Origin of the sequence: Sphaerisporangium sp. NPDC049002 (genome assembly GCF_040649355.1) — a bacterium.
Classification (GTDB): Bacteria; Actinomycetota; Actinomycetes; order Streptosporangiales; family Streptosporangiaceae; genus Sphaerisporangium.
In genome coordinates, this window is the sequence record NZ_JBEZFH010000032.1 from 13,318 (window position 1) to 29,200 (window position 15,883).

12 protein-coding genes are annotated in these 15,883 nt (G+C 69.9%); 4 read left to right on the plus strand and 8 right to left on the minus strand.

The window, feature by feature from the left end:
• The first annotated feature begins 101 nt into the window (after window positions 1-101).
• Complete coding sequence (gene pgm / locus AB0B89_RS09845; RefSeq protein ID WP_358550533.1) at window positions 102-1,760, plus strand: phosphoglucomutase (alpha-D-glucose-1,6-bisphosphate-dependent); 1,659 nt, start codon at window positions 102-104, stop codon at window positions 1,758-1,760.
• 134 nt (window positions 1,761-1,894) lie between these two features.
• Here the strand turns inward: pgm and AB0B89_RS09850 are convergent, their stop codons facing one another.
• The 6 genes from AB0B89_RS09850 to AB0B89_RS09875 all read right to left on the minus strand — a co-directional run bounded on the left by AB0B89_RS09850 (window position 1,895) and on the right by AB0B89_RS09875 (window position 8,305).
• Window positions 1,895-2,572: a uracil-DNA glycosylase gene (locus tag AB0B89_RS09850; protein ID WP_358550535.1), complete on the minus strand. Its 678-nt coding sequence runs from the start codon at window positions 2,570-2,572 to the stop codon at window positions 1,895-1,897.
• Between the two features lie 41 nt (window positions 2,573-2,613).
• Entirely contained in the window at window positions 2,614-3,093 is a 480-nt protein-coding gene (locus AB0B89_RS09855) for a hypothetical protein (RefSeq protein WP_358550537.1), read from the minus strand.
• Window positions 3,094-3,183: 90 nt separating this feature from the next.
• On the minus strand, window positions 3,184-4,086 hold the full coding sequence (locus tag AB0B89_RS09860) for a carbohydrate ABC transporter permease (protein WP_358550539.1): 903 nt from the start codon (window positions 4,084-4,086) through the stop codon (window positions 3,184-3,186).
• Window positions 4,083-5,624: an ABC transporter permease subunit gene (locus tag AB0B89_RS09865; RefSeq protein WP_358550541.1), complete on the minus strand. Its 1,542-nt coding sequence runs from the start codon at window positions 5,622-5,624 to the stop codon at window positions 4,083-4,085. Before AB0B89_RS09865 ends, AB0B89_RS09860 begins: the two co-directional genes overlap by 4 nt.
• An 11-nt stretch (window positions 5,625-5,635) precedes the next feature.
• Window positions 5,636-6,955 (minus strand): ABC transporter substrate-binding protein, encoded by a 1,320-nt coding sequence (locus AB0B89_RS09870; RefSeq protein WP_358550543.1) that lies wholly within the window; start codon window positions 6,953-6,955, stop codon window positions 5,636-5,638.
• Between the two features lie 90 nt (window positions 6,956-7,045).
• The gene (locus AB0B89_RS09875; RefSeq protein ID WP_358550545.1) at window positions 7,046-8,305 is read right to left on the minus strand and encodes an ABC transporter substrate-binding protein; all 1,260 of its coding nucleotides are present in this window, start codon (window positions 8,303-8,305) and stop codon (window positions 7,046-7,048) included.
• A 131-nt stretch (window positions 8,306-8,436) separates the two neighbouring features.
• Between AB0B89_RS09875 and AB0B89_RS09880 the strand changes: the two genes are divergently transcribed.
• From AB0B89_RS09880 to AB0B89_RS09890, 3 genes are all read left to right on the plus strand, one after another.
• Complete coding sequence (locus AB0B89_RS09880; protein ID WP_358550547.1) at window positions 8,437-8,943, plus strand: PadR family transcriptional regulator; 507 nt, start codon at window positions 8,437-8,439, stop codon at window positions 8,941-8,943.
• Between the two features lie 99 nt (window positions 8,944-9,042).
• Window positions 9,043-9,789, plus strand: coding sequence for an ABC transporter ATP-binding protein (locus AB0B89_RS09885; RefSeq protein WP_358550549.1), 747 nt, complete (start codon window positions 9,043-9,045; stop codon window positions 9,787-9,789).
• A gap of 28 nt (window positions 9,790-9,817) precedes the next feature.
• Window positions 9,818-12,094 carry an FtsX-like permease family protein gene (locus AB0B89_RS09890; RefSeq protein ID WP_358550551.1) on the plus strand — a complete coding sequence of 759 codons (2,277 nt, stop codon included), beginning with the start codon at window positions 9,818-9,820 and terminating at the stop codon, window positions 12,092-12,094.
• Window positions 12,095-12,133: 39 nt separating this feature from the next.
• Here the strand turns inward: AB0B89_RS09890 and treS are convergent, their stop codons facing one another.
• The gene (gene treS, locus AB0B89_RS09895) at window positions 12,134-13,822 is read right to left on the minus strand and encodes a maltose alpha-D-glucosyltransferase (RefSeq protein ID WP_358550553.1); all 1,689 of its coding nucleotides are present in this window, start codon (window positions 13,820-13,822) and stop codon (window positions 12,134-12,136) included.
• Between the two features lie 307 nt (window positions 13,823-14,129).
• Window positions 14,130-15,872, minus strand: a complete 1,743-nt coding sequence (locus AB0B89_RS09900; RefSeq protein WP_358550555.1) for an asparagine synthetase B family protein — start codon at window positions 15,870-15,872, stop codon at window positions 14,130-14,132.
• Window positions 15,873-15,883 lie beyond the last annotated feature (11 nt).

The following is a 15,883-nucleotide window of genomic DNA, read 5'->3' on the forward strand; positions in this document are numbered from 1 at the left end:
ATCGGCCCTGGCGCATCTCGGGACGATTGATAGCCGTATGAACCGGATGTCACGCGGGTAGTGCCCATCTGACCGGAACGAGCGTGGGACGAGGAGTTCTCATGGTGCACGAGCGCGCTGGGAAGCCGGCGCAGGCGTCCGATCTGGTGGATGTGCCCCGTCTCGTGACGGCGTACTACGCCCTGCACCCCGACCCGGGCCGCCCGGGACAGCGCGTCTCCTTCGGAACCTCCGGCCATCGGGGATCGTCCCTCGCCACCGCGTTCAACGAGGAGCACATCCTCGCCACCAGCCAGGCCGTCTGCGAGTACAGGGCGCGGCAGGGCGTCGACGGGCCGCTGTTCCTCGGCGTGGACACGCACGCGCTGTCGGAGCCCGCGCGCGTCACCGCGCTGGAGGTCTTCGCCGCCAACGGCGTCTCCGTGCTGATCGACAGCCGCGACGGCTACACCCCGACCCCGGCGGTGTCGCACGCGATCCTCGCCCACAACCGGGGGCGTACCACAGGCCTGGCGGACGGGGTCGTGGTCACCCCCTCGCACAACCCGCCGGGCGACGGCGGGTACAAGTACAACCCGCCGAACGGAGGCCCGGCCGAGACCGACGCCACATCCTGGATCCAGGACCGCGCCAACGCGCTGATCGCCGGAGGGCTGAAGGAGGTCCGGCGGATCCCGTACGAGCGCGCGTTGACGGCCGAGACCACCGGCCGGTACGACTTCCTCGGCTCGTACGTGGACGACCTGCCCTCGGTGATCGACGTGGAGGCGATCCGCGGGGCATCGGTGCGCATCGGAGCCGATCCGCTGGGCGGCGCGAGCGTGGCCTACTGGGGGGAGATCGCCGAGCGGCACGGGCTGGACCTGACCGTGGTGAACCCCGAGGTGGACCCCACCTGGCGGTTCATGACGCTCGACTGGGACGGCAAGATCCGCATGGACTGCTCCTCCCCGTACGCGATGGCCTCCCTCATCGCGAACCGGTCGGCCTTCCAGGTGTCCACGGGCAACGACGCGGACGCCGACAGGCACGGCATCGTGACGCCGGACGCCGGGCTGATGAACCCCAACCACTACCTGGCCGTCGCGATCTCCTACCTGTGGAGCCACCGTCCCGGGTGGGCGTCCGGCGCCCGGGTCGGCAAGACGATGGTCAGCAGCGGCATGATCGACCGGGTGGTCGCCGACCTCGGCCGCGAGCTGTACGAAGTGCCGGTCGGGTTCAAGTGGTTCGTCGGCGGCCTGCTCGACGGGTCGCTGGGCTTCGGCGGCGAGGAGAGCGCGGGCGCCTCGTTCCTCCGCCGCGACGGCTCGATCTGGACCACCGACAAGGACGGCATCATCCTCGCCCTGCTGGCGTCGGAGATCGTCGCGGTGACCGGGAGGTCGCCCAGCGAGCACTACGCCGACCTGGTGGGCAGGTCCGGCGAACCGGCGTACGCCCGCGTCGACGCCCCCGCCACGCGGGAGGAGAAGGCCGCGCTCGCACGGCTGTCGGCGAACGACGTCACCGCGGCCACGCTCGCGGGCGAGCCGGTGAGAGCGGTCCAGAACTCGGCCCCGGGGAACGGCGCCGCCCTCGGCGGGATCAAGGTCTCCACCGAGAACGCCTGGTTCGCGGCCCGCCCGTCCGGCACGGAGGACGTGTACAAGATCTACGCGGAGTCGTTCAAGGGACCGGATCACCTCGCCCAGGTGCAGGAGGAGGCACGAGCCCTGGTCAGCGCGACACTTGGCCAAGCGGGAGACGTCGCCTCGTAGGCGGCACGTGTACGGCTCGGTTTGGGCGGGGATCGCTCACTTCGGCCTTTGGGTGGGGCTGTGCGGCTCGGTCGACGCGCTCGCTCACCTTGATGCGCTCGCTCACCTCGGTGAGCGAGCGCGGGGCGTACGGGTCAGGGGAGCTTCCACTCGACGGGGCCGGCGCCCTGCTTGTCGAGGAGCTGGTTCGCCCGGCTGAACGGGCGGGTGCCGAAGAAGCCGTTGCGCGCGGACAGGGGACTCGGGTGCGCGGACTCGATGCACGGCACCTGCCCGAGCATCGGCTTGAGCGACCGGGCGTCGCGGCCCCACAAGATGGCGACGAGCGGGCCGCCACGGGCCACGAGCGCGTGGATGGCCTGCTCGGTGACCTCCTCCCAGCCCTTGCCGCGATGGGAGGCGGGCTTGCCGGGGGCCACGGTGAGCACCCTGTTGAGCAGCAGCACGCCCTGCTCGGTCCACGGGGTGAGGTCGCCGTTGCCCGGAGGGGGATAGCCGAGGTCGGCGGTGTACTCCTTGAAGATGTTGACCAGGCTGCCCGGCAGCGGGCGCACGTCCGGGGCGACGGAGAAGCTCAGGCCGACGGGGTGGCCGGGGGTGGGGTAGGGATCCTGCCCGACGATCAGCACGCGCACCTGGTCGAGGGGCTGCTGGAACGCCCTCAGCACGTTGGCCCCTGCGGGGAGGTACTGCCTGCCCTCGGCGATCTCCTGCCTGAGGAAGTCGCCGAGCGCGGCGATGCGCCCGGCGACGGGCTCCAGGGCGGTTGCCCACCCGGATTCGACGACTTCGTTCAATGGACGACCGGTCATGTCCGGATCTTAGCCGCGCCGTGGAGCGGACGGACGGGGAACTAGTCGAGTCCGAAGTGGACCAGCAGCAGGTCGAGCTTGCCGTGGGTACCAGCTACCTCGGTCCGGAGTCCGGTCACCTCGGTTCGGAGTCCGGTCACCTCGGCTTGGAGTCCGGTCACCTCGGTTCGGAGTTCGGTCACCTCGGCTTGGACCTCGGCGAGCTCGGACTTGGTGACCATCTCGGCCTTCATGTCGCTGACATCCAGGCGGAGGTCGATGAACCGGGTGCGAAGGTCGTTGAGCCCGGATTCGACGTTGACCATGCGCTTGCTGATGTCGTGGACCTGCACGACGAGGTCGTGCTGGCCGTCCTTGAGGTGCTTGAGCTCGCTGAAGACGCCGTCGAGCAGGTGAGAGTGCTTCATCGCCTCTGTGGCGGTGCGATGCGACTCCTGCGCGGTCGTGGCGAGGAGGGCACGCAGGTCGTCGAGCTCGTGAGCCCTGACGACGACCTCGGGGGGTGTCGGTGCTTCAACCATGAGCGTGACTATATCGTCACTCGCCGTGTCGGAGGCTGGATTTCCTGGGCGCCCGTCTGCCCCCGAGAGACGGGCGCCCGGGAAGACGACCTACTTCACCGAACCGGCGAGCAGGCCCTGGACGAAGTAGCGCTGGAAGGAGAAGAACAGCACCAGGGGGATGATCAGCGACAGGAAGGCTCCCGGCGCGAGGATGTCCACATTCGTGCCGAACTGCCGCATCTGTGACTGCAGGGCCTTGGTCATCGGCTGGGAGCCGGTGTCGGCGAAGACCAGGGCGACGAGCAGGTCGTTCCACACCCACAGGAACTGGAAGATGCCGAGCGAGGCGACCGCGGGCTTGGCCAGCGGGAACACCACCGTCGCGAAGATCTTCCACTCCGCCGCGCCGTCCATGCGCGCGGCTTCGAGCAACTCCTTGGGGATGCCGACGAAGAAGTTGCGCAGCAGGAAGATGGCGAAGGGCAGTCCGAAGGCCACGTGGAACAACACCACACCGGGAATCGACCCAAAAATCCCGAGAAATCCGTACATCTTGGCGATGGGGATCAGGGCGATCTGGATCGGCACCACGAGCAGCGCGATGACCACCAGGAACAGCCCGTCACGCCCCGGGAACTCCATCCAGGCGAACGCGTACCCAGCCATGGCCGCGATGCCGATGACCAGGACGGTCGCCGGCACCGTGATCGCCACGGTGTTCCAGAACGACGAGGTGAACCCGCTCGCCAGCAGGTTGCCGTAGTTCTCGAAGGTCAGCTGCGCGGGCTTGGTGAAGAAGGTCCACCACCCGCTGGAGTTGTTGTCGGTGTCGCCGCGCAGCGACACCACCAGCAGGCCGAGCGTGGGGAGCAGCCAGAACAGGGCCAGCACGATCAGGACGATCTGGACAAGCCCGCCGCCGAGCCGGTCGACGACCCTGCTGAGAACTCCCCGCTGCGGTGCGCCCGCGCTGCCGGCCCTGGCCGGCTGGGACGCGGTGAGAGTCGTCATGCCTGGTCCCTCCGGAACCGCCGAATGTTGATGACCATGAACGGCAGCACCAGCACGAGCAGGAAGATCGCCAGTGCGCTGCCCAGGCCCTGGTTCCCGCCGCCGCCGAACGACACGCGCCACATCTCCAGCGCGATCACGTTGGCGTTCGGCTGCACCGATCCCGGAGCGATGACGAAGACCAGGTCGAAGACCTTCAACGTATTGATGATCATCGTGACCAGGACGACGAGGAGCACCGGCGAGAGCAGCGGGATGGTGATGCGCCGGAACACCTGCCATTCCGTCGCGCCGTCGATGCGGGCCGCCTCCAGCGCGTCACGCGGGATGGCCGACAGGCCCGCCGCGATCAGCACCATGGCGAACCCGGCCCACACCCAGATGAAGGCGCCGATGATGGCCGGGGTGATGAGCGCGGGGCCGAGCCAGGTGACCCCCGAGAACGGCTGGGCGAAGTTCGACTGCGGCAGCCGCACGTCGTACGAGCCGGCCGGCAGTCCGGCGAAGTGGAAGCTCCCGTCGGGAGCGGTCGTGGTGGTCGCCTTGACCGCGCCGCCGGAGACCGCCTCCACGGTCACGTCCGGAAGGCCCTTCTCGTTGCCGTCCATCTGGTTGGCCGTGCCGCCGCCCGGGGTGAAGTCGAGCCACACCGTGCCGGCGATCTCGCCCGGCGCCGCGGAAGCGGGCTTGGCGGCGGCGGCGCCGGACGGGAGGGCGTCCGGCTTCATGCCGACCAGCGGGATGAGCACCTGCTGCCCGGCCTGGGCGGGCTGCCTGCTGACGACCGCGCCCTTGTCCACCAGCACGGGCGCCTGGTCGTTCTCGCGGGGCCGGGCGCCGGGATAGCCGCTGCTCGGGGCGAACACGTCGTGCACCGAGGTGATGATGGCGTTCGCCACGCCCTTGTCGGGGTCCTGCTCGTACACCAGCCGGAAGATGACCCCGGAGGCCAGCAGCGACACCGCCATGGGCATGAACACGATCAGCTTGAAGGCGGTGGCCCAGCGGATCCGCTCGGTCAGCACCGCGAAGATGAGGCCGAGCACGGTCACCAGGCTGGGGGCCACCACGACCCAGATCAGGTTGTTCCTGATCGTGCTCAGGGTGCCCGAGTCGCTGAAGATGGCCCCGTAGTTGTCCAGTCCGACGAAGGTGCCGCCGTTCGCGTCGTACAGGCTGCGGATGATCGAGTAGATGATCGGATAGACCACCCATGCCCCGAGCAGGATGAACGCCGGGAGCAGGAAGAACACGGCGACCTTGGGGGAGGGACCGAGGTTGCCCGAGCCGCCGTAGGCGGCCTTCGCCGTGGCGGGGCCGCCGGTGACGATCGCCGGGGGAGCGCCGCTCGTGGTCCCGTCCTCGCCGGTGGCGACGTCCTCAAGGACGGGGTGGGGGGTGCCGGATGGTCTCGCTTCGGCGGACGTGGTGCCACCCGTCGCCTCTGTGGTCGCGTCTGGTCCGGGGGAGGCCCCGCGGGCGACGGCGGTCTCGCCGTCGCCACGCGGGGTCTGCGGGCCGTCCAACCGTTCGGTCACGGCCTTCGCCCCTACTTCTTCCAGGCCTTGGCGGCGTCCGCCTCAAGCTTCTCCTGCGTGCCCTTGATGTCCTTGGGGTTGCGCAGGAAGTCCTGGAGGGCCTTCCACTCGCCCTTGCCGTCGGTGCCGCCGAAGGCGCTCGGCGCCAGGTCGGACATGTCATACCGGACGGCATCGCCCGCGGAGATGATCGTCTGCGCGAGCTGCTTGGTCAGGTCGTCCGGGTAGTTGTCGGGGGAGACGTTGCGGTTCGGGGAGAGGTAGCCGGGGTTCTTCGCCCAGATCGAGCCGCCCTCGGAGGAGGCGAGGTACTCCAGCAGGGCCATGGCGCCCTTGGAGTCCTTCATCGCCACCGCGACGTCGCCGCCGAGGACGACGGGGGCGGTGTCGCCGGCCTTGGGGAACGGCATGATCTTGGCGTCCTCGCCGATCTTCGCGCCGGACTGCGCGGCCGAGGAGGCGACGAAGTCGGCCTCGATCACCATGGCGGCCTTCTTCTGGCCGTAGACCTGGGTGGCGCACGTCGGGAAGTCGGTCTGCAGGGCGCCGGAGGAGCCGCCCAGCATGAACTCCTTCTTGCCGAAGATCTGGCCCATCTTCTCCAGGGCCGTGGTCACCGAGGGGTCGGTCCACGGGATCTCGTGCTTGGAGAGCTTGTCGTAGTTCTCCGGGCCGGCGGTGGACAGGTAGACGTTCTCGAACAGGTCGGTCAGCGTCCAGCCGGAGGCGCCGCAGAGGGCGAACGGGGCGGTGCCGGAGTCGGCCAGGGCCTGCGCGGTCTTGCCGATCAGCTCGTCCCACGTGGTGGCGGGCTGGGTGCCGGCGTCGTCGAACGCGGGGGCGCGGTACCAGATCAGGGACTTGTGCGCGGCCTTGACCAGCACGCCGTACACCTGGCCGCTGGCCGAGCCGAGGCTCTTCCAGTACGGGGTGTAGTTCTGATCGATCTGCGCCTGGACCTCGCTGGACAGGGGCTTGAGGGAGTTCTGGTCGGCGTACTGCTGCACGAGGCCGGGCTGCGGCAGGACCGCGACGTCCGGCGGGTTGCCGCCCTGGATGCGCGGGCCGAGGTAGGCGCCGGTGTCCTCACCGGTCGAGGCGTAGGTGACCTTGGCGCCGGTCTTCTCCTCGAAGGCGGTGAGCACCTTCTGGAAGCTCTTCTGCTCGTCACCGGTCCACTTGGCCGCGATCTCGATCGTCGTGCCGGCCAGGGACTTGGCGGCCGGAGCGCTGGCGCTGCCCGAGGGGGTGGTGGTGTCACTGGACTGACCGCCGCACGCGGCGGCCGCGAGCATGAGCCCGGCCACCACCGCAGTCGTCTTGGCACGCATGGTGCTACCTCCTGTTGAAGGCCCCGAAATGAAGGATGAGTTTTTTGGGATGAGGTGATTCGGGATGATGGGCGGGGGGGTCGCCCCCGCCTATTGGGTGCGGATGATCTCGCTGAGTTCCTGCTTCAGGGATGCGACTGTCTCGTCGCTGGGTTTCCTGAGGTTGAGCGCGTCGGAGACGGCGCTTGAGATGACCAGGCTGACCTGGTCGTATTTGGAGCTGACCGGTCTCGGCCGGGCAGACATGATGCTCTGCTTGAGCACCGGGAGATAGGGATAACGCTTGATGAGGGCGGGGTCGTCGTACAGCTCCGACCACACCGGGGGGAAGGAGCCGTCGGTGAGCACGCTCCGCTCGTTCTCAAGGCCCGTGAAGTAGCGGATGAACTCCAGCGCCGACTTCTGGTGCCTGGAGTACGCGCTGATGGCCAGGTTCAGGCCGCCCAGCGTGCTCGACCCCGGCCCGGTGAGGCCGGGTAGCCGCGTCACCGCGAACTTGCCCGCGATGCCCGACCGCGTGGCGGGGCCGTAGGCGTGCGGCCAGTTGCGGGCGAACAGCAGCTCGCCCTGCTGGAACGCCAGCCGCGACTCCTCCTCCTTGAAGGAGAGCGCGTCCTGCGGGATCCAGCCCTGGCGGACGCCGTCGACCAGGAAGTCGAGTCCGGTCCTGGCGCTCGCGAGGTCGAGGGTGACCCTGGTGCCGTCCGGGCTGAGGATCTGGCCGCCCGCCGACTGCACGGCTTCGGCGTAGTTGACGGTCAGGCCCTCGTAGGGGAGGAACTGGCCGGCGTAGCCTTCCAGCTTGTACTTCTTGCCAAGGCGTGTGGCCTGGTCGCGCAGCTCGGCCCAGGTTTTGGGCGGCTTGAGGTGCTCGGCGTCCAAGATGTCCTTGCGGTAGTAGAGCAGCCCCGCGTTGCTGGTGTACGGCACCGCGTAGAGCTTGCCCTGGTAGAGAGCCGTGTCCACGACCGGCTGAAGGAACTTGTCGAGCGGGAACATGCTCCGGTCGAGGGGCACGATCCAGCCGGCGTCGGCGAACTCCGCCGTCCAGACCACGTCCAGGCCGAGCACGTCGTAGCGCTCGCTCCTGGCCTGGAGGTTGGCGACCATCTGCGCGCGCTGCTCGTCGGCGGCCTCGGGAAGCTCAAGGAGGGTGACCTGCTCCCTGGGATGCGCGCGGTTCCACCGGTCGATCAGCGGCTGGATGTAGCCGGTCGTGTCACGCCCGGTCGCGAAGGTCATCGGACCTGTGCCGTCCGTGTCCCCGCTCTGGACCTCATGGCGCTCGCCGAGCCCCGCGCAGCCGCTGAGCAGCACCGCCGCCAGCAGAAGGGGAGCCAAGCGTCGCACGTGTCCTCCGGGTTTTGATTAGGTTACATGCGTGTTATGTAGATGCATGCATGTTATGCATAGCGATAATGTGAACGTCAACGGATTACCCCGTAACACTCAGGTAACGTGAAGCCCGAGGGAGGTGGGGCGTGCGGCTCCATTTGCTGGCGCTCCTGTCAAAGGAACCTGCCCACGGGTACGAGCTCAAACAGGCCCTTGAGCAGGTGTTCGGCTCCGCCTACCCCTCCCCCAACATCGGGCAGATCTACGTCACGCTGGGCAGGCTCGAAAAGGACGGCCTGGTCCGCAGCGTCGACGTCGAGCAGTCGAACCGCCCGAACAAGAAGGTCTACTACTGCACGGCCGAGGGCCGTGAGGCCCTGGACGAGTGGGTCGACTCGCCCACCGAGGGGCCGAGGGTGAGGGACGAGTTCTTCATGAAGCTCGTGCTCGCGCCCCTGACCGGTATCGCCGACCGCATGGCGCTGATCAACCGGCAGCGCCGACATTATCTCGCTATCATGCGCGATCTGGTAGAACTCGCCCAGCAGACCGACCGGGAGAACCGCCCCGCGCAGCTGCTGATCGAAGGTGCCATGCTCCATCTCCAAGCGGACCTGGACTGGCTGGAACGCTGCCAGGAGGACCTGGCCTGACTGAGTGAAGTCGCGGGTGAGGGCAACGGCGCCCTCATCCCGCGTGAGCGGAGCGATCGCCATGCACACCATGCACGCCATGCACAGGGAACCACCGCGGTGACCGCGCCCAGTGCCATCCACACGGTGAACCTGGTGAAGATCTACCAGACCGGCGGCCTGCCCGTGCCCGCGGTGCGGGGCATCGACCTGCGGGTCGAGCCCGGGGAGTTCGTGGCGATCATGGGCCCGTCCGGCTCGGGCAAGTCCACGCTCGTCCACATGCTCGGCGGCCTCGACACGCGCACCAGCGGGGAGATCTGGGTGGAGGGCAGGCGCGCCGACACCCTCAACGAGAGCGCGTGGGCGATCCTGCGCCGCCAGAAGATCGGCTTCGTCTTCCAGTTCTTCAACCTCGTCGACAACATGACGGTCGCCGACAACGTCGAGCTTCCCGCGCTGCTGGGCGGCGCGTCCCCCAAGCACGCCCGCGAGCGCAGGGAGTACCTCCTCAGCGAGCTGGGGCTGACCGACAAGGCCGACGCCGCCCCCGCCCAGCTGTCCGGCGGCGAGCAGCAGCGGGTCGCGCTGGCCAGGGCGCTCGCCAACCACCCCCACGTGCTGCTGGCGGACGAGCCCACCGGCAACCTCGACAGCCGCAACACCCGCGACGTGCTCCGCCTCATCGCCGAGGTGCACCGGCAGGGCCAGACGATCGTCATGGTCACCCACGACGCCCGGGTGGCGGGGCTGGCCGACCGGGTGGTGACCCTCCTCGACGGCCAGATCGTCGACGACGGAGCCGTCGGCCATGTCCGCCGCCGCCCCAAGGGCGGGGCCGGCGACGTGGTCGAGTTGCGGGGATAGGGCACACGATGAGGCACGGCGAGGCTCGATGAGTTACAGCACGACCAGGGCCGAGTACCGGTGGATCCGGGCCGACCTGCGGGCCAGGCGGGCACAGGCGCTGCTCACGGTGCTCGCGGTGGCCGGCATCGTCAGCGCGCTCATCACCGCCGCCACCCTCCTGGAGGACGGCACCAACCCCTGGCGCGGCCTGTTCGAACGTGGCGACGGCGCCCACGTGTGGATCCACACCAAGGACGCCCCCGACCCCGCGACGCTCAGGGCCCTCGACGGCGTCACCGATGTGGCCGGGCCGTACCGCAGCGCTCCCGCGACGCTGGTCCAGGGCGGGAAGAAGACCCCGGTCGCCCTCCAGGAGATGGCGGCCGTGCTTCCCGCGGTGGGTCGTCCCCTCGTGCGGGAGGGCCGCTGGCTCGACCCGGGCGACCCGGAGGGCGTGGTGGTGGAGCGGTCGTTCGCGCAGGCGACGGGCCTGCGCCCCGGCGGCTCGTTCACGGTCATCGGCCTCAACGGCGCCACGCACGCGCTCAGGGTGACCGGGCTCGCCGAGAGCGGCGACCAGGGCTTCTACCCCGAGTGGACCCCCGGGCTCGCCTGGACGCTCGCCGGGACGCTCGACCAGGTGGAGCCCGCGCTCGGGCGCAGCGAGTCAGTGACCGGGCTGCGGCTGGCCGACCCGGCGGCGACCTCCCTGATCGTCCAGCGTACGATCACCAAGCTCGCGGGCCAGGTGCAGCGGGTGTCCACCTGGCGCGAGGTCCAGGCCTCCATGGCGCTGGACAACCGGCTGCTCGGGGTGCTGCTCGCGCTCTTCGGCGTCGCCGGGCTCGTGGCCGCGGCCCTTGCCATCGCCAACGCGACCGGCGGCCGGGTGCTCACTCAGCAGCGCGACATCGCCACGCTGAAGTCGCTGGGATTCACCCGGCGCCAGGTCGTCCGCATGCTGCTCGCCGAGCACGGCACCCTCGGGCTGGCCGGCATCGTGCTCGGCGTGGTCTGCGGGCGGCTGATCACCGTGTACGCGATGGCCGAGACCGTGGTGGTCCCGCTCTCCTCGGCCCCGCTGCTGGCCATCGCCCTCGGTACGGCCCTGATGGTGCTGGTGGCCGTCTGGCTGCCCGCGTGGCGCGGTGGCCGCACGCCGCCGATCCCCGCCGCCCCGGCCGCCCCGCCCCGCGGGCACCTGTCGCGCATGGCCCGGCTGGCCCTTCTCGTACGGCTGCCGCCCGCGCTGGTGCTCGGGGCCAGGGACGCCTTCACGCGAAGGCTCCCGGCCCTGCTGACGTCGTTCGGCCTCGCGATCCCGATGATGATGATCACCATCGGCCTGGGCTGCTGGGCGTCGCTTGACGCCTTCAAGAGCCATCCGGAGCAGGTCGGCCAGGCCGCCGCGCTGACCGTACGGCCCGGAAGCCTCACCTCCGAAAGGGCCAACCGGGTGGCGCTCGCCGACGCGGACGTGGTGGCCGCCTACCCCGGGGCCGAGGTGGACGCGCTGGTCCCCGGCCAGACCCGCACCGTGCGCACCAGGGCGATCGGCACCATCACCGACCCCTACCCCTTCTCGGTCGTCGAGGGACGCCCGTACCGCGACCGGGGAGAGGCCGTGGCGGGCCAGGGCCTGCTCGACCTGCTGAACGTGCGCATCGGCGACCGCACGCGGCTGACGATCGGCGGCACGCCCCTGATCGTGCGCATCGTCGGGCGCGTCCTTGAGCCCGAGCAGGACGGTGAGGTGCTCTCGGTGGCGATCGACAGCCTCGCCCCGAAGGACGCCCTCCCGCCGCAGTTCTACGGCCTCGTGCTGCGCCAGGGGGCCGACCCCGCGGCCGTACGGTCAAGGCTCCAGGCGCAGTCGCTGGAGGTGTCCCAGGTGGTGAACCCGGCCGACCGGCTCTCGGTCATCCGGGTGATCATCGTCGCGCTCGTGGTGGTGCTGGCACTGCTCGGCCTGGCCAACCTGCTGACGGCGAGCGCGCTCGGACTGCGTGACCACGCGCTGGACCTCGCCGTGCTCAAGGCCATGGGGCTGACCCCGCGCCAGGTCATGGCGACCCTGGTGACCGGCACGGGGCTCCTCGCCGTGCTCGGCGTCGGCGCGGGCGCGGCGGCGGGGGCCCTGGTGTCGTCGGGGCTGATCGACCTGCAGGGCGCCTCAAGCGGCATCGGGGCGGGCATCGGCCGCTCGCCGGCGCCGCTGGCCCTGCTCGTCGCGATCGTGACGGTCGTCGGCGCGGCCCTGCTGGTCGCGCTGATCCCCGCTCGCAGGGCCGCCCGCGCCCGGATCCCGGTGACCCCCCGCTGAGGGTCACCGGGCCGGTGCGTCGCGTTTCCGCGCGCCGTCTCAGCGCTCGGTGAGCGAGAACCAGTAGAAGCCGTGCCCCGGCAGGGTGAGCAGGTAGGGAAGCTCACCGATCACGGGGAAGGCCACGTCGCCCCGGCACTCCACCGGCGTCATGCCGGCGAACCGCCGCAGGTCCAGCTCCACCGGCTGGGGGTGCTTGGAGAGGTTGTTGACGCACAGCATGCGGTCGTCGCCCTCTTCCCTGACGAACGCCAGCACGCTGTAGTTCGGCGACCACAGCTCGGTGTAGGCGCCGGTGCCGAACACCGGGTGCCTCCGCCGCACCTCCAGCATCTTCTTGGTGAAGTGCAGCAGGGACGAGCCGCTCTTCATCTGGGCCTCGACGTTGACGGCCTGGTAGCCGTAGATCGGGTCCATGATGGCCGGCAGGTAGAGGCGGCCGGGGTCGCCGCTGGAGAAGCCGGCGTTGCGGTCGGGGCTCCACTGCATCGGCGTGCGGACCGAGTCGCGGTCCTCCAGCCAGATGTTGTCGCCCATGCCGATCTCGTCGCCGTAGTACATGACCGGGGAGCCCGGCATGGACAGCAGCAGCGCGGTGAACAGCTCGATCTGGTCGCGGTCGTTCTCCAGCAGCGGGGCGAGCCTGCGCCGGATGCCCAGGTAGGCCCGCATGCGCGGGTCCTTGGCGTACTCCGCGTGCATGTAGTCGCGCTCTTCCTCGGTGACCGTCTCAAGCGTCAGCTCGTCGTGGTTGCGGAGGAAGATGCCCCACTGGGCGGTCTCGGGGAGCTTGGGGGTGCGGGACATGATCTCCGAGATCGGCTCCCGCGACTGCCGGCGCACCGCCATGAAGATCCGCGGCATGAGCGGGAAGTGGAACGCCATGTGGCACTCGTCGCCGCCCACGGTCGGGTCGCCGAAGTACTCCACGACGTCCTCGGGCCAGCCGTTGGCCTCCGCGAGCAGCACCCGGTCGGGGTACAGGCGGTCCACCTCGGCCCTGACCCGCTTGAGGTAGGCGTGGGTCTCCGGCAGGCCGGAGCACGCGGTGCCCTCGCGCTCGAAGAGGTACGGCACGGCGTCCAGGCGGAAGCCGTCGATGCCCAGGTCGAGCCAGAACCTCAGAACCTCAAGCATCGCGTCCTGAACGGCCGGGTTCTCGTAGTTGAGGTCGGGCTGGTGGTGGAAGAACCTGTGCCAGTAGTACTGGCCGCGCACCGGGTCGTAGGTCCAGTTGGACTCCTCGGCGCCCACGAAGATGATGGGAGCGTCCGGATAGCGGGTGGGATCGTCCGACCACACGTAGAAGTCCCCGTACGGCCCGGCCGGGTCGTGCCGGGACGCCTGGAACCAGGGGTGCTTGTCGCTGGTGTGGTTCATCACCAGGTCGGTGATGATGCGGATGCCCCGCTGGTGTGCCTGCTCGATCAGCTGCACGAAGTCCCCGAGGTCGCCGAACTCCTGGAGGATCTTCATGTAGTCGGCGATGTCGTAGCCGCCGTCGCGCAGCGGCGACTCGTACAGCGGCAGCAGCCACAGGCAGTCGACGCCGAGCCACTGCAGGTAGTCGAGCTTCTCGATCAAACCCCGCAGGTCCCCGGTCCCGTCGCCGTTGGAGTCACGGAAGCCGCGCACGAGCACTTCGTAGAAGACGGCTCTCTTGTACCACCGGGGGTCGGACGAGATGAAGTCTTCAGAAACGGATTCCGGGCATGGTGAAGCGCTCATAGGTATCGCTCGCATCAAGAGAGTAGGGCGGTGCAAACACAAGGGGGCTCGCGCCGTCGGAGCCGTCATCCCTGCGGCTCCCGCCCCACGTCGGCACCGAAGGGGTGGCTCGGTGCGCAGCGTGTTTCGGCGCTGTTTCGCGGAAGACTAGCAGGCCATAAGGGTCATCCGAAGACGATCAGCCTGGGACGGGCAGCGTCCCAACCGCGTAATCGGTCACAGTCCCGAGATCGCCCACGTAACGCCCCGCGTACCCTCCGTGTCTCCGCAGGTCGGAAGGCGGTTCCGGGGCGGGTGGCAAAGGGGTTCACGGCGTGCCCGGCCACGGTGGCGTGAGGTCGCCGAGCACGTCCTCGTAGTCCGTCAGCCAGGAACCGAAAAGCACCAGACCCCGCAGCCAGAAACGCGAGTTCCACGAGCCGAAGGCGGTCAGCGCGTCCGGCCCGCCGGCGATCACGTCGAGCATCCCCTCCGACATGAGCCCCCGGACGGTCGCGGCCTTCAGCAGCATCCGGTGGTTCCACTCGCGGGCGGCCGGGCCGCTGGACCGCAGCGGCACCCGGCGGTGCGGCAGCGCGCCGTTGGTGGAAGGAAGGGCCGCCACGCGCGGGTTCGCCGCGCGGAGGATCTCGCGGTAGAACTTCCCGCCCTCCTTCCGTTCCACGGGTACCGACAGCGTGGCGTCGAAGAAGTCCGGATACAGGAAGGGGAAGACCGGGGTGGCCTCGGGGCCGACGAGGTTCACGGGGGAGCGGGCGATCCCCCGGGCCGTACGGGTGTGGAGCACGCTCAGCGGGAGCTCCGACCTGTGGCCGCGCAGCATCGAGGTCGCCTGGGAGAACGCCGCGCCGACCCGGTCGTCCACGAAGGCGAGCGCGGGCTCCGACAGCATCGGCAGGTGCGGCTCTCCGGTCGCGAGGGCGGCGAGCAGGGCGGCCTGCCTGTCGGCGGAGGATCCGGCGCCCACCGCGTCCGCGGTGATCAGGAAGTTCTTCATCAGCGGCCCGCCCGCCAGGCCGTCCACGACCGCACGCCCCGCCTGGTGCACCTCCCTGGCGAAGGGGGAGTACCAGGCGTGGTGGCTGGTCAGGTACTCCAGCCTGCGCGCCGCCCACCGCGCCTCGCCGGGGTAGGCGGAGGGGTCCTGCGGGACGATCCGGTGGGAGATGCCCAGCTCGCGGGTGATGTAGCGGGCGAAGTCGATGTCGTTGTCCAGGCCGTCGTCCGGGCTGGTCGTCCACGACTCGACGTCCATCTTGCGGGCCGTCGCCACCGAGGCCAGCAGCCGCGAGTCGTACCCGCCGCTCACCGGCACCAGCAGCGGCCGGTCGTCGAAGGGCTTGAGCGCCTCGTGCAGCAGCGCGACGATGTCCCCGGCCGTGACGCCCCGGTCGAACGGCTCTTCCCGCACCCACCGGGGGGTCCGCTTCTCCACGGTGATCCTGCGGGCCGAGCGCGACCAGATCAGGGCGGTCGAACCGGGCAGCCGCCTGACCTCCCGGTAGGGCGTGTCCTCCAGCAGCGGGTAGGTCAGCTTGAGGATGGCCGCCCAGGCGTCCCAGTTGACCTCGTACGGCCTGCGGGCGAGCGCCAGCAGCGGCTCGATGTTGCCCGCGAAGTAGATCGCGTCGCCGTCGGACAGGTAGTAGACGTCGATCAGCCCGAACGCGCCCGTGTGCAGGGTGACGGCACCGGGTTCGTCGATCAGCCCGGGGGTCTCCCACGTCTCGCCCGCCGCCCACCAGGACATCGCTTCCGCCGGCCGCCGCTCCGCCCAGGCGAAGCGCCTGCCGCCGCCGTCCGCGGCGAAGCGCCTGTCGCCGCCGTCCGGAGCGGGGCGATCGCCGCCGCCGTCCGGGGGGAGGCGCCTGTCGTCGCCGTAAGGGGCGAGGGGCGAGGAGCTCAGCAGCGCCGCGTCCGGCGCACGGTGGACCTCGCGCACCTCGGGGCCCGCCTCACGGAGCAGTTCCAGCCTGGCCGGGTCGTAGGCCCCGATCGCACCGCAGACGTACGGCCGCGCCGCGTACTCCGGCCACTTGCCCTTGCGCACTGGATCTCCCC

What these genes read in the sequence shown, in the direction of transcription:
- AB0B89_RS09870 (WP_358550543.1), bottom strand. Translation starts at nt 6,955, where the DNA reads ATGCGTGCCAAGACGACTGCGGTGGTGGCCGGGCTCATGCTCGCGGCC.
- treS (WP_358550553.1), bottom strand. Translation starts at nt 13,822, where the DNA reads ATGAGCGCTTCACCATGCCCGGAATCCGTTTCTGAAGACTTCATCTCG.
- AB0B89_RS09850 (WP_358550535.1), bottom strand. Translation starts at nt 2,572, where the DNA reads ATGACCGGTCGTCCATTGAACGAAGTCGTCGAATCCGGGTGGGCAACC.
- AB0B89_RS09860 (WP_358550539.1), bottom strand. Translation starts at nt 4,086, where the DNA reads ATGACGACTCTCACCGCGTCCCAGCCGGCCAGGGCCGGCAGCGCGGGC.
- AB0B89_RS09890 (WP_358550551.1), top strand. Translation starts at nt 9,818, where the DNA reads ATGAGTTACAGCACGACCAGGGCCGAGTACCGGTGGATCCGGGCCGAC.
- AB0B89_RS09855 (WP_358550537.1), bottom strand. Translation starts at nt 3,093, where the DNA reads ATGGTTGAAGCACCGACACCCCCCGAGGTCGTCGTCAGGGCTCACGAG.
- pgm (WP_358550533.1), top strand. Translation starts at nt 102, where the DNA reads ATGGTGCACGAGCGCGCTGGGAAGCCGGCGCAGGCGTCCGATCTGGTG.